The sequence below is a fragment of the Palleronia sp. LCG004 genome, from assembly GCF_032931615.1.
Classification (GTDB): domain Bacteria; phylum Pseudomonadota; class Alphaproteobacteria; order Rhodobacterales; family Rhodobacteraceae; genus Palleronia.
Genome location: NZ_CP136759.1, coordinates 1,058,973 through 1,082,994, shown reverse-complemented (window position 1 = coordinate 1,082,994; position 24,022 = coordinate 1,058,973). Strand labels below are relative to the sequence as shown.

Below are 24,022 nucleotides of genomic sequence, written 5' to 3'. Positions count from 1 at the left end.
GCGTTTCAGCTCGTCTTGCGCCGACGCAATTGATCCGCATAGACGGCGAAGATGATGATGGCTCCGGTGACGACCGTCTGCCATTCCGGTGCGACCGAAAGCACGCGCAGCCCGTTCGTCAGCACGGCCATGATAAGCGCGCCGATCAAGGTGCCGAGGATCGTTCCGCGACCGCCCGATAGGCTGGTTCCGCCGATGACGACGGCCGCGATCGCCTCCAGTTCGTATCCGAGGCCGAGCGCCGGCTGCGCCGAGTTGAGGCGGCTTGCGATCAGAAGGCCCGCAACACCTACGATCGCGCCGGAAAGTGCGTAGATCGCAATCTTCCAACGGTCCGTGTTGACGCCTGAAAGCCTTACCGCCTCCTCGTTCGAGCCGAGCGCGAAGGTATAACGACCCAGCACGGTACGGCTCAGGATCCACGCCGCGAGGATCGCGATGCAAAAGAGGATGAGGACCCCGTTGGGAAGGGGAAAGGCCGGAAAGACCGATCCGATCACGGAACCGAGCGAAATCTGGTTAAAGCCCGGCGTATCGTTGAAGTAGATCGGCCGCGTTCCGGTCACGATCAACGACATCCCGCGGAATATCAGCATCATGCCAAGCGTCGCGATGAAGGGCGGGATCCTCGCCTTCGCGACGAGTGACCCTGACACGAATCCCGCGAGCGCACCCGTCGCGATTGCCGTCACCACGCCGAAGATTAAGGGCATTCCGGCCCAGGTGAGGACGACACCCGTCATCACGGCGCAGAAGGTCATGAGCGTACCGACCGACAGGTCGATGCCCCCGGTGATGATGATCAGCGTGACCCCGATGGCGAGCACACCGTTGACCGATGTCGCCTGCAGGATCGCCATGATGTTGGATATCTGGAAGAAGTTGGGGCTCGCCAGCGAAAAACCGACGACGAGCACGATGAGGCTTGCGAAGGCCAGGACCTTCTGTTGCGCGGCACCGCGGCGCTGCGATTGCGCGCCCGCCTTCGCTTCGGCGCTTCGCGCGCCGTTGCTGTCGTTCTTCGTACTGGTGTCGTTCGCGTTCGTCTCGCTTGCCGTCATCAGACCGTCACTCCCTCGCGCTGGGTGGCCAGCGCCATGATTTCTTCCTGTTTCGCGCCGCCGGGCAGGATCCCGGTGAGCCGGCCTTCGCACATGACCGCGATGCGGTGGCTTACGCGCAGCACCTCGGGCAGTTCGCTCGAGATAACGATGATCGCTTTTCCACGCTTCGCGAGATCGGCCATCAACCTGTAGATCTCGGCCTTGGCCCCCACGTCGATGCCGCGTGTCGGCTCGTCGAAGATGAGGATGTCGCAATCGCGAAGCAGCCATTTCGCGATGACTACCTTCTGCTGGTTGCCGCCCGACAGCAGCCGGACCTCTTGCCGATCATGCGGTGTACGGATCCTCAGGCGGTCGATGTAGTCGCGTGCGTGATTTCCCAGACGCCCCTCGTCGATCCGGCCAAGGCGGTCGGAGTTCGAGCCCATGCTGGCCAAACCGATATTGGCGCGCACGTCGAGTCCGAGCGCCAGGCCGAACTGCTTGCGATCCTCCGAAAGGTAACCGATGCCCGCCCGTACGGCATCCGACGGTGTGCGGATGCGGCGCTCTTTTCCTCCCACCAGTATTTCGCCTCGATCAGGCGGTTCAGCCCCGAAGATTGCGCGTGCAAGCTCCGTCCGGCCGGCCCCCATGAGCCCTGCGAATCCCAGGATCTCGCCCCGCTTCAGATCGAAACTGATGTCGTGGAGTTCCCGCCCACGCCCGAGCCCTCGAATTTCGAGAGCGGTCTCGGCACCCGCATGGTCCGGAATTTCTGCGCTTGCGTCTTCGATCTCACGACCGACCATCATCGAGATGATCTGGCTGATCGGCGTGTCGGCTGCTTCGACCGTCCCCACATAGGCACCGTCACGCATCACCGTAACACGATCGGAGATGCGGCGGATCTCATCCATCTTGTGGCTGATATAGATGATTCCGACGCCTTCGGCCTTGAGACGGCGGATGATCGTGAAGAGCTCGGCGATCTCGGCATCGTTGAGGGCGGCTGTCGGCTCGTCCATGATGAGAACGCGGGACTGGAAGCTCAGAGCCTTTGCGATCTCGACCATCTGTTGCCGGGCAATGGTAAGTGCGCTGACCGGCGTGCGCGGATCCATCTTGACGTTCATGCCGCGAAAGATTTCGCCCGCGTCGGAGTTGAGCTTCGACTCGTTCAGCCGTCCGAAGGATTTCCGCGGTTCGCGGCCGATGAAAATATTCTGCGCGACGTTCAGATCCGGCATCAGGGCGAGTTCCTGATGTATGATACCTATCCCGAGATCCTGCGCCGCCTTGGGGTTCGGCAGGTTCCGGGCCTCGCCGTCGATCAGTATCCGACCACCATCGGGCTGATAGACGCCAGAGAGGCATTTCATCAACGTCGACTTGCCGGCGCCGTTCTCGCCCATCAGGGTATGGACCTCGCCGGGCCTCAGGTCGAAATCCACGGATTTGAGCGCATGAACACCGGGGAACCGTTTGTCGATCCCCTCCATCCGGACGAGTTCCGTCATCTTCCCCCCAAACGTCTCCGGCTCCGATGCGACCACAGGCATTTTTGCCCTGAACCAAGACGGGTCGTTTTACCGGCCCGGCCGCACGGATCTCCTCCCGGCTGATCCTCGACAGGCTGTCATCATCACGGCGAGAACAAGCTGGCGCAAGCATGAAAATCATCCCTGAGCTTTGGAAACCGAATGTTTCGCGTTCCAAACATTTCGGTCGGGGCCAAGCTTACAGCACCCCCTTGCTGAGGATGAAATTACCGTAGGGTCTCGTTTCGGTAGTGCGCAGGACCGCAAAGGTTCTGCGGGCCATATCGTAGAACTCGAACCTCTCCACGCCCTTCGGTTTGGCACCTTCGCGCGTAAAGACCGGTAGCGCATCGGTCACGACTTCGGGCATAGCATTCGGATCACCCACGACCTGCATCGTGAGAACCGGGTCGTCGATATAGGTGTCGAGGGGCATGAGCGACAGGATGGCCTCGAGGGCACGTGGCGCATCGCACTCCATCCTGAGAGCTGTACCTAGAACAGTGGCATTCCCGACCGATGCGGCAGGGAAGTTTGCGTCTGTCACGACGATCCTGTCGCCATGCCCCATGAGCGCGAGCGCCCGGAGCAATTCCGGCCCGATGAGAGGGTCGATCCCCTTGAGCATGTCCGTCCTCCTGCTTTTCAGATCTTCGTCTGGATAGAGAAGGACGGACATGCGGCAAAGGGTGTAAATCGCTTCAGCTGGCGAGTGTTTTGTCTTCGGCCATGAACGGATAATCCGTGTAACCTTCGGCACCGCCGCCGTAGAACGTGTCCTGATCCTGCTCATTCAGGTCCGCGTCTACGCGAAACCGCTCCGGAAGGTCGGGAGTGGCGATGAAATCGCGTCCGAAAGCGACCGCATCGGCATGCCCTGATGCGATCGCATCGACCGCCGTGTCCGCCGTGTAGCCCCCGTTCGAGATGACGAAGCCGTCGTAGCGACCACGCAGCCGGCGAACGAGTGCCGCGGCCTCACCCTCGTTGTCGTGGCCGGGAAACTGCTCCATGACGTGAAGGTAGGCAAGGCGCTTGTCGGAAAGCATTTCGTAGAGTGCACCGAACGTCCCCTCGACATCGCTGTCGCCGATGTCGTTGGCATGTCCAAGCGGCGAGACACGAATGCCGATCCGGTCGCGGGACCATTGCGTCGCCACGGCGTCGACGATTTCGGAAACGATCCGGATGCGGTTCTCGACAGGGCCGCCGTACTCATCATCGCGCTGGTTGGTCTTGTCCTGAATGAATTGGTCAAGCAGGTAGCCGTTCGCCGAATGAATCTCGACACCGTCGAAGCCGGCTTTGCGTGCGAGTTCGGCACCATTCCGGAACTGTTCGATGGTCTCGTGGATCTGATCGAGGCTCATCGCCTCGGGCGGCGAACAGTTTTCGAATCCGTTGGCCGTGAATGTCTGTGTATCGGCCTGGATCGCAGAGGGTGCGAGCGGCGAGCGACCGTCAGGCAAAAGCGAAACGTGACTGATCCGCCCGACATGCCAGAGCTGAAGGAAGATACGTCCACCTTTGGCATGGACTGCATCGGTAATCAGGTGCCACGCAGCAACATGGGCGTCGGAATGGATCCCGGGCGTGTCGAGATAGCCCTTGCCCATGGCGTCGACCTGTGTCGCTTCGGAAATGATGAGGCCAGCGCCGGCGCGCTGGCCGTAATAGGTCTGCGCCAGATCCGAGGGCGTTCCATCGGACTGCGCACGATTGCGGGTAAGCGGTGCCATGAGTACTCGGTTCGGGAGTTCGATCGCGCCCATCGTGGCGGGTGCGAACAGCTTGGCTCTGTCGGCCATCTGAATTCCTTTCGACTGTGATATCGTTTGCGCCGGATAACGGGGATCGTTCGCACGCGTTCCGTGTTAACCAACGATATGTCCGCGCACCCCTTGTGCGCAGACCAATCCGGCGAAGGGAAAAAACGAACATGCGCTTGCAGGTTTCAGCCAAGCTCGAATACGGCATCGATGACGCGGCAGATGTGCTGGTCCAGATCGAAACGGCGAGCTTGCCGGGCCAGACGGTCAGCAAAGCGCGCTTTGATCCGGGCGAGACCTCCCACATCCATCGCATCGCCGCCGAAGACGGCGTCGGCACGCGGGTCTGGCTGCATTGTACCGAGAAGCTCGTCTGCAACTTCGACGCAGTGGTTGATATCGATCGGCCCGTTCCCGAGATTTCATCTTTGAAGCAGGACAAAGTGCACCAATTGCCGCACGAGGCCGTTCGCTACCTGATGTCCTCGAGATATTGTCCGGCGGACGAATTCCACTCCTTTGCAGGAGCAGAGTTCGGACATCTAAGCGGTGGCAAAGCCGTTGTGGCCATGTCGGACTGGATCAAGGCGAACTTCATTTATACCCCCGGCAGTTCGGGTCCCGGAACGACCGCCGTTGACACGTTCGTCACCCGTCGCGGCATCTGTCGCGACTTTGCCCATGTAATGATTTCGCTTGCGCGAGCTGCGGCGATCCCCGCTCGAATGGTTAGCTGCTACGGGCCGCGGGTCGAACCGCCTGACTTTCATGCGGTCGCGCAGGTCTGGCTCGAAGGTGAGTGGCATTTGGTCGATCCGACCGGAATGGCGACGCCGGACGAGATTGCGATCATCGGCGTTGGGCGGGATGCGGCCGATATCGCGTTCCTGACAAGCTACGGGTGGGTGAACCTTATTGACCAGAAAGTCGAGGTCACGACCGTCTAATGATCTTCAGCGCCCCTCGAACCGTGGGGGGCGCTTTTCGAGAAAGGCCAGCACGCCTTCCCTAAAGTCGCGCGTGTTACCGCATTCTGCCTGCAGTCCCGCCTCGAGATCGAGTTGAGTGGCAAGGTCGTTGCTGAAACTCTCACGCAGGGCGCGCTTAGCATTCCGATAGGCGATGGACGGACCCGATGCCAATTGTGCGGCACGATGCCGCCATTGATCGGCGAAACCCTCGTCAGGAACTGCCTCCCATATCATTCCCCAATCGGAAGCTTGGCGGGCTGTTACCGGCTCGGCAAAGAGCGCAGCACCCATTGCCTTCGCGAACCCTACCTGTCGTGGGAGCCAGAAAGTGCCGCCCGCATCCGGCATCAGACCAATCCGCGTGAATGCCTGCAGGAAGACTGCGCTTTCGGCGGCGATGACCACGTCAGCCGCAAGGGCGAGATTGGCCCCCGCGCCGGCAGCAGCACCATTGACCGCTGCGATCGTGGGGACCGGACAATCATAGATCGCCCGAAGCATCGGCTCATACTCATCGCGCAACACGCGTTCCAGATCAGGGCGGTCGATCGAGTCTCCGTCGCCCAGATCCTGACCCGAGCAGAAAGCCGTCCCCTCGCCCGTCACGACGACAACGCGCATAGTTTCCTGAAGATTCCGAAATGCGTGAAGGAGCTCGGCACGCATCTGGGAATTCAGCGCGTTCATCCGTTCGGGCCGGGCAAGCACGACGGACATAATACCATTGTCGAACGACAAGCGAATGGTCTCGTAGTTCATTGCGTCACGCCGCTCCCCCGGTTCGCCTGAACGATGACATGTCGCTTAGTACCGCAAAAGCCTGTCGCCGAGTCAGCTACCAAGCAATTTTTCAAGGCGCGCCCGTTCCTCATCGCTCAGCGCCGTCGGATCGTCCGGGGCCCGACCGCGTCGGCGGAGATAGACGACCGCGATCGCAATCGCGGCAAGAAGCATTGTTGGTCCCGCGAGCCATAAAATTAGATTGGCTCCCCGTGTATCTGGTCGTAATAGAACGTACTCCCCGTAACGCTCGACCAGATAATCGATGACTTCGTCATTGCTGTCGCCCGCGAGGAGGCGCTCCCGAACGGCAAGACGAAGATCACGAGCAAGATCCGCATTGGATTCGTCGATATTCTCGTTACGGCAAACGAGACATCTAAGCCCTTGGGATAAACCCCGCGCGCGTTCCTCAAGAACGGGATCGTCGAGCATTTCGTCTGGCTGCACTGCAAAGGCCGGGAGAGCCAGCATGCCGATGAGGAAGGCAAGTCGGATCATTCGGCTGGTGTCGCAGCTCTCGGGGCGCGACTTGCGCCTGCCGCGACACGGTGGCGTCTGTCCGACAGGCTCAGACATCCGCCCAACGCCATTACGATGCAACCAGCCCAGATCCAGTTCGCGAAAGGTTTGACGTATGTCCGGACGGCCCAGCCGCCGCTCTCCTGCGGATCGCCGATGACGACATAGAGATCGCGCAGGAACCCGTTATCTATCGCTGCCTCGGTCGTAGGCATGCGGGCAACAGGATAGTATCGCTTTTCCGGCACAAGGGTCGCGACATCGCGGCCGTCGCGGGTGATACGCATTACAGCGCGCGTTGCTTCGTAATTAGGACCCTGGATCTGATAAACGTCACCGAGCGTGATCTCGTACCCTGACACGTCGAACGTCTCGCCTTCTTGGGCGACGCGAATATCCTCGACCTGCCATGCGGTCAGCGCGCAGATCCCGAAAAGCGTGACGCCGAAACCGGCATGAGAGATCGATTTGCCCCAGTCGGCGCGCGGCAAATTCCGCAGGCGCTGGAATTGTTTGGAAAGACCCTTGCCTCGCCCGGCGCGTACCGAAAGGTCCACCAAGCCTCCAAGAACGATCCAACTCGCAAGAACTGCACCGATTGGTGCGAGCATCGACCCGCCGGTCTGCATCGCCCAGACCAACGCGCCTGTCGCGATCGACAAGGCAAGCGCACCGCGGAGAGGTGCGAACACCCGATCCAAACGTGCGCGTTTCCAAGGCATGAGCGAGCCCAGAGGCAGAAGCGCGGCAATGGCAACCATGAAGGGCGTAAAGGCCGCGTCGAAAAATGGTGGCCCGACACTCAGCTTTCGATCGAAGGCCAACTCCGCCACCAAAGGCCAGATTGTACCGACGAAAACGACAAAAGTTGCCACGGCCAAGAGCACGTTATTGGCTACAAGCGCGCTCTCTCGACTGAGAAGCCCGAAGACGCCCTTCGCCTCCATCGCACCGGCCCTCAAGGCATAGAGGGTAAGCGCGCCGCCCATGAATACACCCGTAATGGCCAGAAGATAGACGCCGCGTTCGGGGTCGTTGGCAAAGGCGTGCACTGAGGTCAGCACACCCGAACGCACGATGAACGCCCCGATGAGCGAAAACCCGAATGCAAGGATGGCGAGCAAGATAGTCCAGCTCTTCAGCGCCTCCCGCTTCTCGACGACGATCGCGGAATGGAGAAGCGCCGCCGCGATGAGCCACGGCATGAAGCTGGCATTCTCAACCGGATCCCAGAACCAGAACCCGCCCCAACCCAATTCGTAATAAGCCCACCATGACCCCAGCGCGATTCCGACTGTAAGAAAAAGCCAAGCCGCAAGCGTCCAAGGACGTACCCAGCGCCCCCACGCTGCATCGACGCGACCCTCAATCAAAGCGGCTACCGCAAAGCTGAATGCCATGCTGAGACCGACATAGCCAAGATAGAGAAACGGCGGATGGAATGCGAGACCAGGATCCTGAAGTAGGGGGTTGAGATCCCTTCCGTTCAAGGGCGGAGCGGCGAGCCGCTCGAACGGGTTCGAAGTGAAGATGAGAAAACTGAGGAAGGCAACGCTGATGGCACCTTGGACCCCAAGCACCCTCGCCTTCAGACTCTCCCGAAGGTTTGTTCCGAAGATCGCGGCAAGGGAGGCATAGAGCGCAAGGATCACGCACCAGAGCAGCATCGATCCTTCGTGGTTCCCCCAGACACCGGAAACCTTGTAGATCATCGGCTTATCGGTATGTGAATTCGCAACCACGAGCCTCAGCGAGAAATCCGAGGTGACGAACCCGTAAGTAAGAGCGCAGAAAGCGAAAAGCAGGCAGAAGAACTGGCCATTGGCCGCTGGCCCTCCCGCTGCCATGGCACCGGGCCAACTGCGCGACGCACCGACAAGCGGTACGATTGTCTGAACGATGGCAAGAAGCAGCGCCAGGATCAGCGCAAAATGACCGAGCTCGATAATCATGTCTTAATCCCTATACCGAGCCAAGCCCACTGCCAATGATCGGCGGTTCACGAAAGGCGGCAGAATCATCGTGTCGCGGTCAACCGATGCAAGCGACCGTAGCCGAGAGAATGTAGGCCACCACCGGCAGCACTATCGGCGTTGCCCGTGGCAGATCGAAGGATCGAGTAATTACTGCGAAATGCAGGATTGCGCCGGTCGTGTAGGTCGCGACCGCGAGGAGCAACGCGGCAGCGTCGAGGGCCGTCGGTGTCCCTGTCTTATCGGCGATTTTCCACCACCAAACCATGACGAGCGCACCGCCCGCCCAGCTGAATGCCATTCCGAGTGCAAGGGGTGTCAGGCGTACGCGCCAAAGCCACAGGAATGTAGTCGCGATGACGATCGACATGCCGATAATCGCCCCGGATGCGACGCGATAGGTCAATGGGTGCCCGATCTGCGCCTGCGCGAGGCCTAGTGTCGCCAGCAAGAAAACCGTCAATCCGATGGCTTGTGTCATTTGCGAGCAACCCCTCTCAACATCTCGTCCAGCAGGTCGGCCGCGACGCGATTACGTTTGATACTGCCTTCGATCCCGCGGCCGACCAGCATTCGCCAGAACCTGCAGAACATCACCGGAACGACCCGAAATTGCTCGCCGGAATGCGATCACGCAGCATTGTCGTCATCTCGATCAGGATCGCGGTGTTCTTGTTGAGCACTTCCCGCGTAGCCGCATCCTTCTGGCTTTCGCGATAAAGGAGATAAAAGACGAGCATCGCCCATGGCCCGTGTTCGGAAACGAGCTTGAGGATGAGATCACCTGTCATGGGAAGAGATCTTCCATTCCGATAGGGCTGCGTTGTGATCTGGCGTCGTCACCGCTCCGCCAGTTGCAGTCGTCGTGGCGATCCGCTGCGTGGTTGCGACCGCCTGTGCGGCCGATGCAACGACTAGGGACTTTTTAAATTCCTGGCCTTTCGCCTGATAGCGCGCTCCGAAATAGAACGAAACGATCACCCCTAGAAGCCACCAGAGCGGCTCGGGGACGAGTGCGAGGCCCTCCATTCGCGCCCCGAACCAGACCGGATCGATCATCGCAGCCGCGAAGAGACCTATGGTTCCGATGGCCATGGCAGGACGCGGAAGCCGGTTCAGGCCGTCCATGAAGCGGTCGAACGGACCGGGACGCGGTGCCGCGAATTCCGATGCAAACTGTGCGAGGGCAGCCTGCGCCCTGTCGGCATCACGGGCGGCCTCGGCCTCGGCATTCTCGCGAAACACCTCAATCGTGTCGCGCACGACGCTGCCTCCGTTGCCTAGAACGGATCCCAATGCTTTGCCGATCAACCCCATGCGACGGTCCGGGCTCGGTGCTCGTCATCCGTCAGGTGGTAACGGGCGGAAATGAACTCTTCGGCGCGCACGATCCACCCGCCCTTGCCGCCGTCACGTCTGCGCGCGAATTTACGCAGCGGGCTTCGCGCATCGGCAATGCGGTAATAATAGTTCCGCCTGGCGATCCCATACGCATCGCGTAAATGGTTCGGAGCCTGTGATTGCGCCAATGCGCACGCGTTGGCGGTCTGCGGACCGATGACGCCGTCGACGGTCACGACCTGCCCCATATCGCACAATAGCTGCTGGAGGAGTTTGATGGCATTCCCGCCGGCATTCACATACATGTCGAAGACGCTTGCCTGGACACATTCCGGCAGCAAAGCGATCCGCGGGCGCCGGAAGTAGTGCTCGATGAAGATGTCCCTCGCCTGTTCGCGACTAAGCTTCTTCACATCGTCGATGTCGATATCGTTGTCGCCATCGAGGTCCATACCGAGCCGTCTGAGCGTTCCGATCGTTACGCCATACTTTGTCGCCCCCCCCGGGTCGGCGGGATCGTTCACAAAGCCACCCTCACGGGCGACGATCTCTTCGGCGATGTCCTTTATGGTACGCATGTCCGGCTCCCCTCGGCTTACCAAGGGAAACTCTGTGAAACGCGTTAATTGAGGGGCAAGCCTGCGTCCGGTTCTTGGTAAACGCCCTGTTCCTTCAGCGCATCGATCACTTCGGATGGCATGTAGGATTCATCGTGCTTGGCCAGTATCTCGTTCGCTTCGAACACGCCGTCGACAAAGCGACCAGTCCCGACCATGCCCTCTCCCTCACCGAAGAGATCCGGCAATACACCGCGATAAGTGACCGGAATCGCAGCCGCGCCATCTGTCACGGCAAAAGTGATCGTTTCACCCTGCCCTCGCCGCAGGCTGCCATCTTCGACGAGACCTCCGATACGGAAGGTTTCGTGGGGACCCGGCGGTTCCTGCATCACTTGGGTGGGCGAGCGGAAAAAGTTTATACCGTCACGCATCGCATATCCGACGAGCGCGGTCGACAGAACCAGCGCTACGCTTGCCAATGCGATAACCTGTATCCTGCGCTGCTTCTTAAGGCTCTTCACGCGCCCCCCGGATCTAAGGAAAGACGGGGGCCATCATGAGGCCCGTCGTCTCATTTAAGCCTAGCATCAGGTTGGCATTCTGCAACGCCTGCCCCGATGAGCCTTTCGTGAGATTGTCGAGCGCCGCCACCACGATCGCACGGCCCGGTCGCCTGTCTGCGACGACGCCTAGATGGGCAAAGTTCGATCCTCGCACATGTCGTGTCGACGGAAGCTCGCCCTTCGGCAGGACGATCAGGAACGGCTCGTCGTGATAGGCTTCGGACAATGCCTCATGGACGCGATCGGGATCGCCGGAGACGTAGATCGTCGCGAGGATTCCACGGTTCGCCGGGATGAGATGCGGGGTGAACTGCACTTCCACCTTGCGACCTGCGATCCGACTGAACTCCTGATCGAACTCACCGAGATGCCGATGCGTACCGCCCGCCGAATAGGCATGGGTGCCTTCACTCAGCTCGGCATGGAGCAGATTTTCCTTGAGCGCGCGACCTGCCCCGCTCACTCCGGCCTTCAGATCGATAACGATGTCGTCGAGGTCGATGACCCCTCGCTCGATCAGTGGACGTAGCGCATATTGGCCCGTGGCGGCGTTGCATCCAGTTCCGGCGACAAGGCGGGCATTGCGGATTTCGTCACGGTAGAATTCAGTCAGACCGTAGACAGCCTCCGCTTGGAGATCGGGCGCATCGTGGGGTTTGCCATACCATTTTTCGTAGACTTCTGCATCGCGCAGCCGAAAATCGGCGGAAAGGTCAACGACCCGCGTATCTTTTGGAAGCCCGGCAATTACTGCTTGCGAGGTGGCATGCGGCAGCGCGCAGAAGACGAGGTCGATCTTGCCGAAGTCGATTTCGTCGATTGTCACCAGATCGGGCAGGCCCAGATGACGCAAATGCGGGAATACTGCGCCCATCGGCTGCCCCGCCTTCCGATCGGCACTGAGCGCTGCGATCTCCATGTCCGGATGGGTCGCGATCAGTCGGACAAGTTCGGCACCCGTATAGCCCGACGCACCGAGGATTGCGATCTTGTGGCTCATGTCGTCCAACCTGCTCTGTTTCACGCTTGCTCGAACTGGATATCGCGTTTCATGAATGGAACCGCGCGGCCTGAAACGCGACGAGGATCCCCCGTCGTGAGGAACCGCGTCCCGCTTCCGTCACCCGCGATCCCGGGATGACGGCGCAGATAATCTGCCAAGCTCGCTGCAACCAGATCGGCTTGCGAATAGACCTCGACGTCGGATCCAAGCGCATCCTGAAATATTTCTTCCAAAAGCGGATAATGCGTACAGCCCAGGATCGCTGCCTGTGGATGTGGCATCTTTCGTTTCAGTGCGTCCACATGGCTTCGGACAAGCGCCTCGGCAAGGATCATGTCGCCATCCTCGATCGCATCGACGAGCCCGCCACAGGATTGTGCCTCGACATCGACGCCGATCGCCCGGAATGCGAGCTCTCGCTGGAATGCACGGCTGGATACCGTGGCGGGTGTGGCGAACAGCGCGACATGCTGAACGGCAACTTCGCGTGGGGGAGAGTTGTCGCCCCATTGCCGTTCGGTCAATGCTTCGATCAGGGGGACAAAGACACCGAGGACCCGCTTGCCCGCGGGCAGCCAGCTTTCCTGCATTCGCCTGAGCGCGGCAGCAGAAGCCGTATTGCAGGCAAGAATGACAAGATCGCAGTCCCGATCGAACAGGTCCTGCGTCGCGCGTATCGTGAGTTCGTAGATGTCATCGGCCTTCCGCACTCCATATGGAGCGTGGGCGGAATCCGCATAGTAGACAATTGGCAAATCAGGCAGCCGCTTCTGCACCGCATCGAGCACGGTCAGGCCGCCAAGTCCGCTATCGAATATTCCAACTGCCATGGCTCTCCGGCTCCTCCGGCCGCCTCACGAAATTGAGGATCGCCATAAGCTTGCAATACCGGGAAGTCCATGCGCCTTGCATCATTCCGCCGCCTGACGCAGTCCTCCGTATCCTTCCTTTATGGCGCGCAGGATCTCGGTGCGTCGTGCAGCGGCCCGGTCGGCGTTCGCCTTTTTCACAGGCCCGAAGCCGCGGATCTCAAGAGGAAGCCGCGCAAGGGCAAGGATCGCAGCGCGGTTCTCCGCAACCTTCGGGAGAAAGGTATCCAGATCCCTTTCGTACTCGGCTATAAGCGCGCGTTCCATCTTTCGCTCGCCAGTGTAGCCGAATGGATCAAACGAAGTTCCCCGCAGTACTTTGAACCCGGCAAGTAGGGGATAGACCCGCTCGATCCATTGCCCGAAAGCCCGTTTTCCCGGCCGACCCTGTGCACCTTTCTTGGCGATCACGGGTGCCGCCAGATGATATGTCAGATGGGGATTGCCATCGAAGGTTTCGGCAACCCTCTCCCGGGTCTGCCGCAAGAGCCGCGCGACTTCGTATTCGTCCTTGTAAGCCAACAATTTGTGATAGCCTTCGGCGACGGCCAGACGAAGCTCGCCATCTTCGATTTCGTCGAGGCGCTTGAGATAGCGACGCGCAAGACGTTCACTTTGATAAACCCGCAGATGGTCGGCGCGATAGGCGATCTTCTCCTCGATCGATCTCGGCTTTGCGGCCACGTCAGCCCGCCCGAACCGGGATGCCTCGAGCGGGTTCACCGCAGCCCACCGACCGATCTCGAAAGCGCGCAGGTTTCTCGCGACCGCCGCGCCGTTCATCTCGATCGCGCCCCGCACCGCTTCGAGCGGGAGCGGAACCAAGCCTCTCTGCCATGCTGCGCCGAATACTATCATGTTCGAATAGATCGTGTCCCCCATCGAAGCCTGAGCCAGGTTCGATGCGTCGAACATCTGAACCTGTTGGCCAAGCCGGCGCTCGATCGCAAGGCCTAGATCCTTTGCAGGAATATTGAAATCCGGGTCTCGCGTGAACGCGCCCGTGACAATTTCATGGCTGTTGACCACCCCTCCGGTTCGCCCGGTCGCCATCAGACCCAAGGTTTTCGCACCAGCGCTCACCACGAGATCGCCACCGATGAGGGCATCGCATTCACCCGTAGCGACCCGGATCGCACTGATCTCGCCAGGCGTCTTTGCTATGCGGCAATGGATATGGACAGCCCCGCCCTTCTGCGCGAGGCCTGCCATCTCCATCATCCCCGCCCCCTTCCGGTCAAGATGGGCAGCCATGGCAAGAATCGCGCCGATCGTGACGACTCCGGTTCCGCCCACGCCGGTAATCACGATGTTATGTGTGCCGTCGATTTCCGGAAGATCCGGTATCGGCAGATCACCGATCTCGATTTCAGCCGTGGCCTCCTTGCGGATTTCTCCACCCTCGACGGTGACGAAGGAAGGGCAGAATCCTTTTAAACAGGAGTAATCCTTATTGCAGGAGGATTGATCGACCGCCCGCTTGCGCCCGAGCTCGGTCTCCACGGGGACAAGGCTGACACAGTTCGACTGCACACCGCAATCGCCACAGCCTTCGCAGACATCGGTGTTGATGAAGATACGCCGGTCGGGGTCCGGAAACTGACCCTTCTTGCGTCTGCGCCTTTTTTCGGCCGCACAAGTCTGGATGTAGAGGATCGCACTGACGCCCCCGACCTTCTTCATCCGTTCCATCACGTCCGGCAGATCGTCGCGCTCGTGCCAGATCAGTCCATTTGGAAACCGATCCCGCAGCGGCTCCTCCTTGGGGTCGTAGACTACCGCGACGGTCCGGACGCCCATCGCCTGAAGTTCCCTCGCGATGCGGTCGGGACTGAGGGCACCTTCGTTGCTTTGCCCGCCGGTCATCGCGACTGCATCATTGTAGAGGATCTTGTAGGTGATCCTCGTACCTGCCGCGATCGCAGCGCGGATCGCGAGGATACCGGAATGATTGTACGTTCCGTCACCGAGGTTCTGGAAAACATGTTCGGTTCTGGAGAACGGTGCCTCTCCGATCCAGTTGGCCCCCTCTGCCCCCATATGGGTGTAATTGGACGTTTCTCGATCCATCCACATCGCCATGATGTGGCACCCGATCCCCGCATAAGCACGAGATCCCTCGGGCAACTTGGTCGACGTGTTGTGTGGACAACCCGAACAGAAGTACGGCGTCCTGACCGCGAGTTCCTGCTGGTCGTCGGCCCGCCGCGCATCCGAAAGACGAGAAAGGCCTGCGCGAATGCGGTCGGTATCTCTGCCCTCCTCGATCAGGATCTCGCCAAGCTTCTCGGCAATCATAACCGGATCGAGCGCCATCCGAGTCGGGAAGAGTTCGATCTTCCGGCCGTTCTCCCAAGTGTCGCCCTTGTGCCAACCATAGACGCGGCGACCCTTCCGATCATCGAACAGCGCCTCCTTGATCTGGACCTCCAGTAGCTTTCGCTTCTCCTCGACAACGATGACAAGGCTCAGACCTTCGGCCCAATCGTGGAAGCCCTCCATGTCGAGCGGAAATGTCTGTCCAACCTTGTACGTCGTAATACCGAGCTGCTCGGCCTCGGCCTCGTCGATCCCTAGAAGGCCAAGGGCATGCGTCAGGTCGAGCCAGTTCTTGCCAGCCGCGACCATGCCGATCTTAGCGCCTGCTCGCCCCCATACCCGTTTGTCCATGCCGTTGGCGCGAGAGAAAGCTTCGGCCGCAAAACGTTTGTAGTCGATCATGCGCGCTTCCTGCGCGACCCAATGATCGCCGAGCCGGATATTGAGCCCGCCGTCCGGCAACGCGAAATCCGGCGTGATGAACGACATCCGGTCGGGATTGCCATCGACCACCGAAGTAACCTCGACCGTGTCCTTCATGAGCTTGAGGCCTGCCCAGACACCGGCAAAGCGCGACATGGCAAAGCCGTACACACCGTAATCAAGGATCTCCTGAACACCGGCGGGACTGAGTACCGGCATGTATGCGTCGACCATTGCCCAGTCGGATTGATGGCATACCGTCGAAGATTCACCCGTGTGGTCGTCGCCCATTGCCATCAGAACGCCGCCATTCGCAGCAGATCCGGCCATGTTTGCATGGCGCATGACGTCGCCGGACCGATCGACACCTGGCCCCTTACCGTACCAGAGGCCGAACACGCCATCGAATTTGCCGTCGCCCCTGAGACCCGCCTGCTGAGACCCCCAGAGAGCGGTCGCGGCGAGATCTTCGTTCAGTCCCGGCTCGAACCGAACATCGTTCTCGGCCAGTAACTTAGATGCGCGCGTCATCTGCATATCGACGGCCCCGAGCGGCGATCCGCGATATCCCGTAACGTAGCCCGCAGTGTTGAGCCCCGCTTTCAGATCGCGTTTCTTCTGCATCAGCATCAGCCTGACCAGAGCCTGCGTGCCGTTCAACAGGACCTCATGCCTGGAAAGGTCGAAACGATCGTTGAGACTGACGTCGTGGCGCATGCTTGTCCTCCCCTGACCAGGTCAATCTATGGCAACAATTCTGACCCACCAAATCACGAATTGAGCCTGAAACATTTGCATTCTTGCCCCGCCGCCCGATATTGAACGAAACCTCCCAATATACGCTCGAGTAAAGGACAAATTTCGATGGACTGGGACAAGTTGCGCGTCTTTCATGCGGTTGCGGATGCGGGCAGTCTCACCCATGCGGGAGACGCGCTCCACCTTAGCCAATCGGCCGTTTCGCGGCAAATTCGGGCGCTTGAGGAATCTCTCGACACCACGCTGTTCCACCGCCACGCGCGGGGCCTGATCCTGACTGAGCAGGGCGAACTGCTCTTCGATGCCACATCCGCAATGCGCCGCCGGCTTGACACGGCTGCTGCCAGGATCCGTGACAGTCGCGAGGAAGTCTTCGGCGAGCTCCGTGTGACCACGACGACCGGCTTCGGCACGCTCTGGCTCGTTCCGCGGCTTCAGAAGCTGTACGACCGTTATCCGGATCTCAGAATCGACCTCATGCTCGAAGAGCGGGTGCTCGATCTGCCGATGCGCGAGGCGGACCTCGCTATTCGGATGAAGGAACCGAGCCAGGCCGATCTCGTCCGCAAGCGCCTCAACACGGTCTGGATGCGACTTTATGCCATGCCGTCTTACCTACAGGAGAGGGGGACGCCCGAGAAGGTCGAGGACCTGATCGACCATCGATTGATCTCGCAAAACGTGCATTCGACGCAAGTTTCCGCAGGTGAGATGCTGACGCAGAGCCTTACGACCCTTGGCAGCCCCACCACCTTGACGGTCAACAACTATTTCGGAGTTCTACAGGGGGTGCTTCACGGCCTCGGAATCGGGGTGTTGCCCGATTACGTCATTGCCGACTTCCCCTCGATGGTCCGGGTTCTGCCCGAAGTCGAATCCGCGAGCATTCCCGTCTACCTTGCCTATCCGGAAGAATTGCGTAATTCCAAACGGATCGTGGCCTTTCGTGATTTCGTGCTCGAAGAGTTGGCGCTGAGCGCAAAGATACTCGAGGCGGTCAACAAGTAAGTCATGCAGCGGGTGCATACCTGCCCTGCTTGCTGAAATTCGCGGCATTGGTTGAACGCACCGGACGTTAGGGCTATCTCGCCTCTTGAAGCCGGCGATACTGATGTTTCGTCGTCTTTACCTCCCTGTTGGACTGGCCGGGCCATGTGCCCGGCCTCTTTTTTTTGAGATCCGTGATCTTGGAAGCTGACCAATCGATCGCGATGCTGGCAAATCGCGAGGCCCGGCGTTAAGAGATTTCCGAACCTTCGTCACGGAGTCTCATGACCGATCCCGTCATCACACCCGATCTGATTGCCGCCCACGGGCTCAGCTCAGACGAATACGATCGCATCCTCGACATTCTCGGGCGCGATCCGTCATTCACCGAACTCGGTATCTTCTCGGCGATGTGGAACGAGCATTGTTCCTACAAGTCGTCAAAGAAGTGGCTGCGCACACTTCCCACCAGTGGCCCACAGGTCATCTGCGGGCCGGGCGAGAATGCGGGTGTCGTGGATATCGGCGACGGTCAGGCCGTGGTCTTTAAGATGGAGAGCCACAACCACCCCAGCTATATCGAGCCGCATCAGGGCGCTGCAACTGGTATGGGCGGCATTCTGCGCGATGTTTTCACGATGGGCGCGCGTCCCATCGCGTCGATGAACGCTCTCAGTTTTGGCATGCCCGATCATCCCAAGACCCGACAACTCGTCCATGGGGTGGTCGAGGGGATCGGCGGCTACGGCAACTGCTTCGGCGTGCCCTGCGTCGGAGGCGAGGTCCGCTTCGATCCGTCCTACAACGGCAATTGCCTCGTCAACGCGTTCGCCGCCGGCCTCGCGCAATCCGATGCGATCTTCTATTCTGCAGCGTCGGGCGTGGGCATGCCCGTTGTCTACCTCGGAGCGCGAACCGGTCGTGACGGCGTCGGCGGCGCCACGATGGCCTCTGCAGAGTTCGACGATACGATCGAGGACAAGCGGCCGACCGTTCAGGTGGGCGATCCCTTCACCGAGAAATCACTGATGGAAGCCTGTCTCGAGCTCATGGCTACGGGCGCGGTCATCTCCATTCAGGATATGGGGGCCGCGGGCCTCACCTGCTCGGCCGTCGAGATGGGCGACAAGGGCGGGCTTGGCGTGCGTCTGAACCTCGATGCGGTACCCGTGCGCGAAGAAGGCATGACGGCCTACGAGATGATGCTCTCGGAAAGCCAGGAGCGGATGCTCATGGTCTTGCGGCCCGAGAAAGAAGTTGAAGCAAAGGCCGTCTTCGACAAATGGGATCTCGATTTCGCCATCGTTGGCGAGACGATCGCCGAGGATCGCTTCATCGTGGAGCATGGCGGCGAGGTGAAGGCGGACCTGCCCCTTGCGACCCTTTCGGGCAGCGCTCCGGAATACGACCGCCCCTGGGAAGAAACCCCGAAGGCCGAACCGCTCGCAGATGCGCCCAAGATCAATCCGATCGAGGGCCTGAAGGCGTTGATCTCGAACCCGAACCATGCCGCAAAGCAATGGGTCTATCAGCAGTACGACACTCAGGTCATGGCCGATACGGTTCGCACCCCCGGCCTCGGCGCCGGGATCGTGCGCGTTCACGACACCGACAAGCTCCTCGCCTTCACCTCGGACGTGACACCGCGCTACGTGTTCGCCGATCCCGAGGAAGGCGGCAAGCAGGCCGTGGCCGAAGCCTATCGCAATCTCGTATCCGTAGGTGCACGGCCTCTCGCCGCGACCGACAACATGAATTTCGGCAACCCCGAGAAGCCCAGGATTATGGGGCAGTTTGTCGGAGCGATCAAAGGGATCGGTGCGGCCTGTGAAGCGCTCGACATGCCAATCGTTTCCGGCAACGTCTCACTCTACAACGAAACAGACGGAACCGGAATTCTTCCTACGCCGACCATCGGTGCCGTGGGCCTTATCGATCGTAGCGAAGACATCATTTCCGGCATCGCGCAGGAAGGAAATCTTCTTCTCGTTCTCGGACCGACTAGTGGGCATCTCGGCAGATCCGCCCTTCTGGCCGCTCTCTGGGATCGGCATGACGGACCTCCGCCGCCCGTGGATCTCGATCTCGAACGACAGAATGGCGAATTCCTGCTCGAAAACCGTGCGCTTGTGACGGCTGCACAGGATGTCTCGGACGGAGGAATTGCCCTCGCCGCCTTCGAGATGGCCGAGGCGGCAGGCATCGGCGTGACAATCGACAAGAAGCGCAAGACGGCAAGCCTCTTCGGTGAGGATCAGGGGCGTTACCTGCTGGCCTGCAACTTCGATCAAGCCGATGCTCTCATGGTCGCCGCCGGCCAGGCGCGCGTCTGGCTCACCGTGATCGGAAGGTTCGGCGGAGACGACGTCACCCTCGCGCGAGGCACCGCCCCCCTCAGCGAACTGTCGGAGATTTATCGCGGCGCTTTTGCAACCGCCTTCGGATGATCCATCGGCTTGCAGAGCCAGACCGCGCCGCCTAGATCACCCAGAGAGGACAAGGAGACACGAATGGCCATCGACGCGCATCAGATAGAGACGATGATCCGTGAGAGTTTCCCGGACGCCCAGATCACCGTGCAAGGGAACGATGGCGCACATTTCGCGGCCGAGGTTGTCGATGCCTCCTTCGCCGGAATGAACCGCGTGCAGCAACAGCGCGCCGTGTATGCAGCGCTGAAAGGCAAGATGGACGGGTCCGCCGGAGAATTGCATGCGCTCGCGCTGACCACCCGCGCCCCGTGATCGAGGCGTTCGCGCTTTCCGGCGCGTTGGGCGGGATAATCCTCGTCATTCTCGCGCTGCGAGCGTCTTATATCATGCGCCGCGAGCGCGGCAGGAGGCCGGGATCGCCACCCGGCAAAGGGCATCACATTCTGCGCGCCGAGTACTTTTCCGGCGGTGGCGGCGGCGGAGAGGCCCGTGAATACACGGTCCCCAGGGATCCGCAGGCATATGGACGGCTTTTCGTCCCGAAGACATCCGAACATAAGGACAAATGACATGAGCTCCGAGACAGCAATCAAGGAAACCGTCACCAACAACGATGTCGTGCTCTTCATGAAGGGTACGAAAACCATGCCTCAATGCGGCTTCTCGAGCCGCGTGGCCAGTGTTCTGAACTTCATGGGCGTCGAATATGCCGACGTGAACGTTCTTGCCGACGAGGGTATTCGCCAGGGGATCAAGGATTATTCCGACTGGCCCACCATTCCGCAACTCTACGTCAAGGGAGAGTTCGTGGGTGGCTGCGATATTATCACCGAGATGACGCTGTCCGGAGAACTCGACGCGCTTTTCGAAAAGGAGGGCGTGACCTACGACAAGGCTGCTGCCGAGAAGATCCGCGAAGCAAACGCCTGACCGCCGTTCGCAGGAATTAAAGGATGCCCGCGCCAATCGATGGCTGCGGGCTTCCTTTCCATTCTAGCGCTGATTGACGGCTTCGCTTTCGCGCGCCTTGTCTTCGGTCATCTGCGCGAGGGCTTCGGCACGTGCGGCAAACTCCGCCATCGAATTCAGGACGACATTCGGAATGACCGGCACCTCTACCCGTTCGGGTTCCGGCGGCTCAGCAGATTCAAGGGCGGCGATCTTTGCCCGCAAGTCCGCAAGTTCAGCTTCCTGAGCGCGCAGTCTTTCATCGACACCCGCGGTCTTGTCGGCAAGCATCAATCCCGCCATCAGCAGCATTCGCGACTCGGGCAGACGACCCGCCTGCCCCGCAAGCGTCTCTGCCTCCGCATCAAGCATTGCCGCCGCCCCTTCTAGAAACGGCTCCTCTCCCGATTGACAGGCGACTTCATAGGCCCGTCCGCCGATCTTCACGGTGATCTCAGGCATCCTGGGTCTCCTCCTGTTGGCCATCTGCCCGGTCTATCGCAGGCTCGAGGATTGCGAGGATCGCATCGAGTTCCGCGCGATCGCTGGCACGGACCTGCCTCAACGCATCAAGCTCCGTCCTGACGGATTCTCCGACAAGTGCTTCGTCTGCAAGGCCGGCCTCGTTTGCCGCACGCAGCGCCTCGTTGCTGTTGCGAAGTGCGTCATTCACCGCCTTGAGGCGTGCGCGATCCTCCTCGATTGCGCTCAGCTGGGCCTTGAGGCGGTCTATCTCACCCGCAGCATCACTCTCCAACCTATGCGTTTTCTTAAGGTTCGCCTGCAGGCGTTCCTGCAATTGAGAGCTCAGGGTACGTTCGGCTTCGAGCGCTTCTGCAAGCTCGTGAGGATCGCCTGCATCGTTTTCCTCGGGAGCGATCTCGGTCGGCTCCATCAGGGTGATGCCGTCCAGTCCCGTTCCGATCCGATCGAGTGCGGCGGTAATCCGCCGCTGCAATTCAGTGATGTCCTGCATATACGCCTCCGTTCCGTCCACGCTGGCGACGTCGCGTGATTCGCGCGCGTTCGCCTGACTAAATCGCAATTACCGATCGATTTCAGCCCCCAATCGGCGAACCGGCAGAGGGTCGCGCGCTTGATCTCGGGGGTAGGGCTGGTATCACGGAAGCCGATCGTTTGTTCCCGCCAATGAGGATGCTCCCTTGGATATTGCCACCCTGCGCGACCGTCATCCGGACCATTGGGTCCGCGCCGCGGCGCTTCGCATGCTCGCCCTCGATGCCGTCGCCGCGGCGAATTCAGGTCATACGGGCATGCCGCTCGGAATGGCCGATGTCGCCACCGTCCTTTATGGCAAGCACCTGAAGTTCGACGCGAGTGCACCGAACTGGCCGGATCGGGATCGTTTCATCCTGTCGACCGGGCACGGCTCGATGCTGCTTTACGGCCTTCTCCATCTGACCGGTCATGCGGGCATGACGATCGACGACCTCAAGGATTTCCGTCAATGGGGGGCCAAGACCGCGGGACATCCGGAATACGGTCACGCCGAGGGCGTCGAGACGACGACCGGTCCGCTGGGTCAGGGTCTTGCCAATTCCGTCGGCTTCGCCATCGCCGAAGAGGCACTGCGCGCCCGGTTCAGCAAGAAGATCGTCGACCACCACACCTATGTGCTCGCAGGCGACGGTTGCCTCATGGAAGGTGTCAGTCACGAGGCCATCGCGATGGCCGGACACCTCCAGCTCGGCAATCTCATTGTTTTCTGGGACAACAACAACATCACGATCGACGGTGAGGTGAGCCTTGCCGACAGCACCGATCAGGTCGCCCGTTTCGAGGCAGCCGGTTGGCATGTCCAGTCGATCGACGGCCATGATCCTGACGAGATCGATGCTGCGATCACGGCGGCGCGCAAGGATACCCGACCTTCGATGATCGCGTGCAAGACGAATATCGCTCTGGGCACGTCGGCGCAGGATACGTCGAAGGGCCACGGTGCCTTGACCGATCCTGAACTTATCGCCGCGACGCGCGAGACCTATGGCTGGAACCACGCGCCGTTCGACATTCCCGACGATGTAAAGTCCTGGTGGGAGGAAGCCGGCCGTCGTGGCGCTGCGGTTCGTGAGGAATGGACCGGCCGCGTGGATCAGCTCTCCAAGTCTAAGCGCGACCTGTTCGACCGTATGATCGATGGGACGCCTCCGAAAAAGCTTCAATCGACGATCCGGGCACTCAAGAAGCAGATCAGCGAGAGCGCACCGAAGGTCGCAACCCGGAAATCCTCGGAGATGGTGCTCGAAGTCGTCAATCCGATCATGCCGGAAACGTTCGGCGGCTCTGCTGACCTGACGGGTTCGAACAACACGCTCACCGCGGATCTCGGGATCTTCTCCGCCGAGAACCGCAAGGGTCGGTATGTCTATTACGGCATCCGAGAGCACGGGATGGCCGCGGCGATGAACGGCCTCGCACTCCATGGCGGCGTACGGCCCTATGGAGGCACATTCTTCGTCTTCACCGATTACGCCCGACCGGCAATCCGTCTTTCGGCTCTGATGGGTGCGCCGGTCGTCTACGTCATGACGCATGACAGCATCGGCCTGGGCGAGGACGGTCCGACCCACCAGCCGGTCGAGCATCTGGCAATCGCACGCGCAACACCGAATACGCGCGTGTTCCGCCCGGCAGACACGGTTGAAACGGCAGAGGCATGGGAGCTTGCGCTTACCACGACCGACCGACCCTCGATCCTCGCGCTTACGCGGCAGGGCTTGCCGACCGTGCGGACGGAACACAAGACCAAGAACCTGACCGCGCAAGGGGCATACGTCCTCGCGGAGGCGGTGGGAAAGCGTCAGGCCATTCTCCTCGCGACCGGTTCCGAAGTGTCGGTTGCCATGGCAGCGCGGCAGGCTTTGCAGGCCGAAGGGATCGGCACACGTGTCGTCTCGATGCCGTGCTGGGAAATATTCGCCGAACAGGACGAAGCCTATCGCAAGCGCGTCCTTCCGGCCTCGGCGGTTCGCGTCGGCATCGAAGCCGGCGTTCGGCAGGGCTGGGACCGTTGGCTTCTGGGCGAGCGCGGCCGCGAAGCCAAAGCCGGGTTCGTTGGCATGGAAGGCTTCGGCGCATCGGCCCCTGCCGAAACCCTGTTCGAAAAATTCGGCATTACGTCAGATGCAGTCGTGGAAAAGGTCAAATCCCTGCTCTGAGAATCTAAAGGGGCCCCGGATTGCATCCGGGGCCCCTGCT

Annotated in this window: 23 protein-coding genes; 6 read left to right on the top strand and 17 right to left on the bottom strand. The window is 60.4% G+C overall.

All coding sequences use genetic code 11. From position 1 onward, the window contains the following. Window positions 1–5: 5 nt before the first annotated feature. The 4 genes from RVY76_RS05215 to RVY76_RS05200 all read right to left on the bottom strand — a co-directional run bounded on the left by RVY76_RS05215 (window position 6) and on the right by RVY76_RS05200 (window position 4,392). On the bottom strand, window positions 6–1,061 hold the full coding sequence (locus RVY76_RS05215) for an ABC transporter permease (RefSeq protein ID WP_317376328.1): 1,056 nt from the start codon (window positions 1,059–1,061) through the stop codon (window positions 6–8). Then, window positions 1,061–2,563 carry a sugar ABC transporter ATP-binding protein gene (locus tag RVY76_RS05210; protein WP_317376327.1) on the bottom strand — a complete coding sequence of 501 codons (1,503 nt, stop codon included), beginning with the start codon at window positions 2,561–2,563 and terminating at the stop codon, window positions 1,061–1,063. The genes RVY76_RS05215 and RVY76_RS05210 overlap by 1 nt, the downstream gene beginning before the upstream one ends. A 220-nt stretch (window positions 2,564–2,783) precedes the next feature. Next, window positions 2,784–3,212: an RbsD/FucU family protein gene (locus RVY76_RS05205; RefSeq protein WP_317376326.1), complete on the bottom strand. Its 429-nt coding sequence runs from the start codon at window positions 3,210–3,212 to the stop codon at window positions 2,784–2,786. 73 nt (window positions 3,213–3,285) lie between these two features. Beyond that, window positions 3,286–4,392, bottom strand: a complete 1,107-nt coding sequence (locus RVY76_RS05200; protein ID WP_317376325.1) for an alkene reductase — start codon at window positions 4,390–4,392, stop codon at window positions 3,286–3,288. A gap of 131 nt (window positions 4,393–4,523) precedes the next feature. On the opposite strand from RVY76_RS05200, the gene RVY76_RS05195 reads away from it, so the two are divergent. Further along, complete coding sequence (locus RVY76_RS05195) at window positions 4,524–5,300, top strand: transglutaminase family protein (protein ID WP_317376324.1); 777 nt, start codon at window positions 4,524–4,526, stop codon at window positions 5,298–5,300. Window positions 5,301–5,306: 6 nt separating this feature from the next. Here RVY76_RS05195 and RVY76_RS05190 read toward each other — a convergent pair whose 3' ends face one another. From RVY76_RS05190 to RVY76_RS05140, 11 genes are all read right to left on the bottom strand, one after another. Next, window positions 5,307–6,083, bottom strand: a complete 777-nt coding sequence (locus RVY76_RS05190; RefSeq protein ID WP_317376323.1) for an enoyl-CoA hydratase-related protein — start codon at window positions 6,081–6,083, stop codon at window positions 5,307–5,309. A 72-nt stretch (window positions 6,084–6,155) separates the two neighbouring features. Then, a complete protein-coding gene (locus tag RVY76_RS05185) occupies window positions 6,156–6,602 on the bottom strand; it encodes a cytochrome c-type biogenesis protein (protein WP_317376716.1) in 447 nt (148 codons plus the stop codon). Then, window positions 6,602–8,578 (bottom strand): heme lyase CcmF/NrfE family subunit, encoded by a 1,977-nt coding sequence (locus RVY76_RS05180; protein ID WP_317376322.1) that lies wholly within the window; start codon window positions 8,576–8,578, stop codon window positions 6,602–6,604. The genes RVY76_RS05185 and RVY76_RS05180 overlap by 1 nt, the downstream gene beginning before the upstream one ends. Before the next feature lie 79 nt (window positions 8,579–8,657). Then, window positions 8,658–9,080, bottom strand: a complete 423-nt coding sequence (locus RVY76_RS05175; protein WP_317376321.1) for a hypothetical protein — start codon at window positions 9,078–9,080, stop codon at window positions 8,658–8,660. Between the two features lie 112 nt (window positions 9,081–9,192). Next, window positions 9,193–9,390: a hypothetical protein gene (locus tag RVY76_RS05170; RefSeq protein ID WP_317376320.1), complete on the bottom strand. Its 198-nt coding sequence runs from the start codon at window positions 9,388–9,390 to the stop codon at window positions 9,193–9,195. Next, window positions 9,380–9,916 carry a holin family protein gene (locus tag RVY76_RS05165; RefSeq protein WP_317376319.1) on the bottom strand — a complete coding sequence of 179 codons (537 nt, stop codon included), beginning with the start codon at window positions 9,914–9,916 and terminating at the stop codon, window positions 9,380–9,382. Before RVY76_RS05165 ends, RVY76_RS05170 begins: the two co-directional genes overlap by 11 nt. Further along, entirely contained in the window at window positions 9,907–10,518 is a 612-nt protein-coding gene (locus tag RVY76_RS05160) for a holin-associated N-acetylmuramidase (RefSeq protein WP_317376318.1), read from the bottom strand. Before RVY76_RS05160 ends, RVY76_RS05165 begins: the two co-directional genes overlap by 10 nt. 44 nt (window positions 10,519–10,562) lie before the next feature. Continuing rightward, on the bottom strand, window positions 10,563–11,021 hold the full coding sequence (gene ccmE, locus RVY76_RS05155; RefSeq protein WP_317376317.1) for a cytochrome c maturation protein CcmE: 459 nt from the start codon (window positions 11,019–11,021) through the stop codon (window positions 10,563–10,565). A gap of 13 nt (window positions 11,022–11,034) precedes the next feature. Then, the gene (argC, locus tag RVY76_RS05150; protein ID WP_317376316.1) at window positions 11,035–12,063 is read right to left on the bottom strand and encodes an N-acetyl-gamma-glutamyl-phosphate reductase; all 1,029 of its coding nucleotides are present in this window, start codon (window positions 12,061–12,063) and stop codon (window positions 11,035–11,037) included. A gap of 20 nt (window positions 12,064–12,083) precedes the next feature. Next, window positions 12,084–12,896 (bottom strand): glutamate racemase, encoded by an 813-nt coding sequence (locus RVY76_RS05145; RefSeq protein WP_317376315.1) that lies wholly within the window; start codon window positions 12,894–12,896, stop codon window positions 12,084–12,086. An 81-nt stretch (window positions 12,897–12,977) separates the two neighbouring features. Then, window positions 12,978–16,394 carry an indolepyruvate ferredoxin oxidoreductase family protein gene (locus tag RVY76_RS05140; RefSeq protein WP_317376314.1) on the bottom strand — a complete coding sequence of 1,139 codons (3,417 nt, stop codon included), beginning with the start codon at window positions 16,392–16,394 and terminating at the stop codon, window positions 12,978–12,980. 147 nt (window positions 16,395–16,541) lie between these two features. Between RVY76_RS05140 and RVY76_RS05135 the strand changes: the two genes are divergently transcribed. The 4 genes from RVY76_RS05135 to grxD all read left to right on the top strand — a co-directional run bounded on the left by RVY76_RS05135 (window position 16,542) and on the right by grxD (window position 20,785). After that, window positions 16,542–17,444: a LysR family transcriptional regulator gene (locus RVY76_RS05135; RefSeq protein ID WP_317376313.1), complete on the top strand. Its 903-nt coding sequence runs from the start codon at window positions 16,542–16,544 to the stop codon at window positions 17,442–17,444. 263 nt (window positions 17,445–17,707) lie between these two features. Beyond that, window positions 17,708–19,870: a phosphoribosylformylglycinamidine synthase subunit PurL gene (gene purL, locus RVY76_RS05130; RefSeq protein WP_317376312.1), complete on the top strand. Its 2,163-nt coding sequence runs from the start codon at window positions 17,708–17,710 to the stop codon at window positions 19,868–19,870. Window positions 19,871–19,933: 63 nt separating this feature from the next. Further along, the gene (locus tag RVY76_RS05125; protein ID WP_317376311.1) at window positions 19,934–20,167 is read left to right on the top strand and encodes a BolA/IbaG family iron-sulfur metabolism protein; all 234 of its coding nucleotides are present in this window, start codon (window positions 19,934–19,936) and stop codon (window positions 20,165–20,167) included. 258 nt (window positions 20,168–20,425) lie between these two features. Then, window positions 20,426–20,785, top strand: coding sequence for a Grx4 family monothiol glutaredoxin (gene grxD / locus RVY76_RS05120; RefSeq protein ID WP_317376310.1), 360 nt, complete (start codon window positions 20,426–20,428; stop codon window positions 20,783–20,785). A 63-nt stretch (window positions 20,786–20,848) separates the two neighbouring features. On the opposite strand, the gene RVY76_RS05115 is transcribed toward grxD, so the two are convergent. Both RVY76_RS05115 and RVY76_RS05110 read right to left on the bottom strand, forming a co-directional pair. After that, entirely contained in the window at window positions 20,849–21,265 is a 417-nt protein-coding gene (locus tag RVY76_RS05115) for a cell division protein ZapA (RefSeq protein ID WP_317376309.1), read from the bottom strand. Then, window positions 21,258–21,800, bottom strand: coding sequence for a hypothetical protein (locus RVY76_RS05110; RefSeq protein ID WP_317376308.1), 543 nt, complete (start codon window positions 21,798–21,800; stop codon window positions 21,258–21,260). Before RVY76_RS05110 ends, RVY76_RS05115 begins: the two co-directional genes overlap by 8 nt. Before the next feature lie 166 nt (window positions 21,801–21,966). Between RVY76_RS05110 and tkt the strand changes: the two genes are divergently transcribed. Next, entirely contained in the window at window positions 21,967–23,982 is a 2,016-nt protein-coding gene (gene tkt, locus RVY76_RS05105; protein ID WP_317376307.1) for a transketolase, read from the top strand. The last annotated feature ends 40 nt before the right edge of the window (window positions 23,983–24,022 follow it).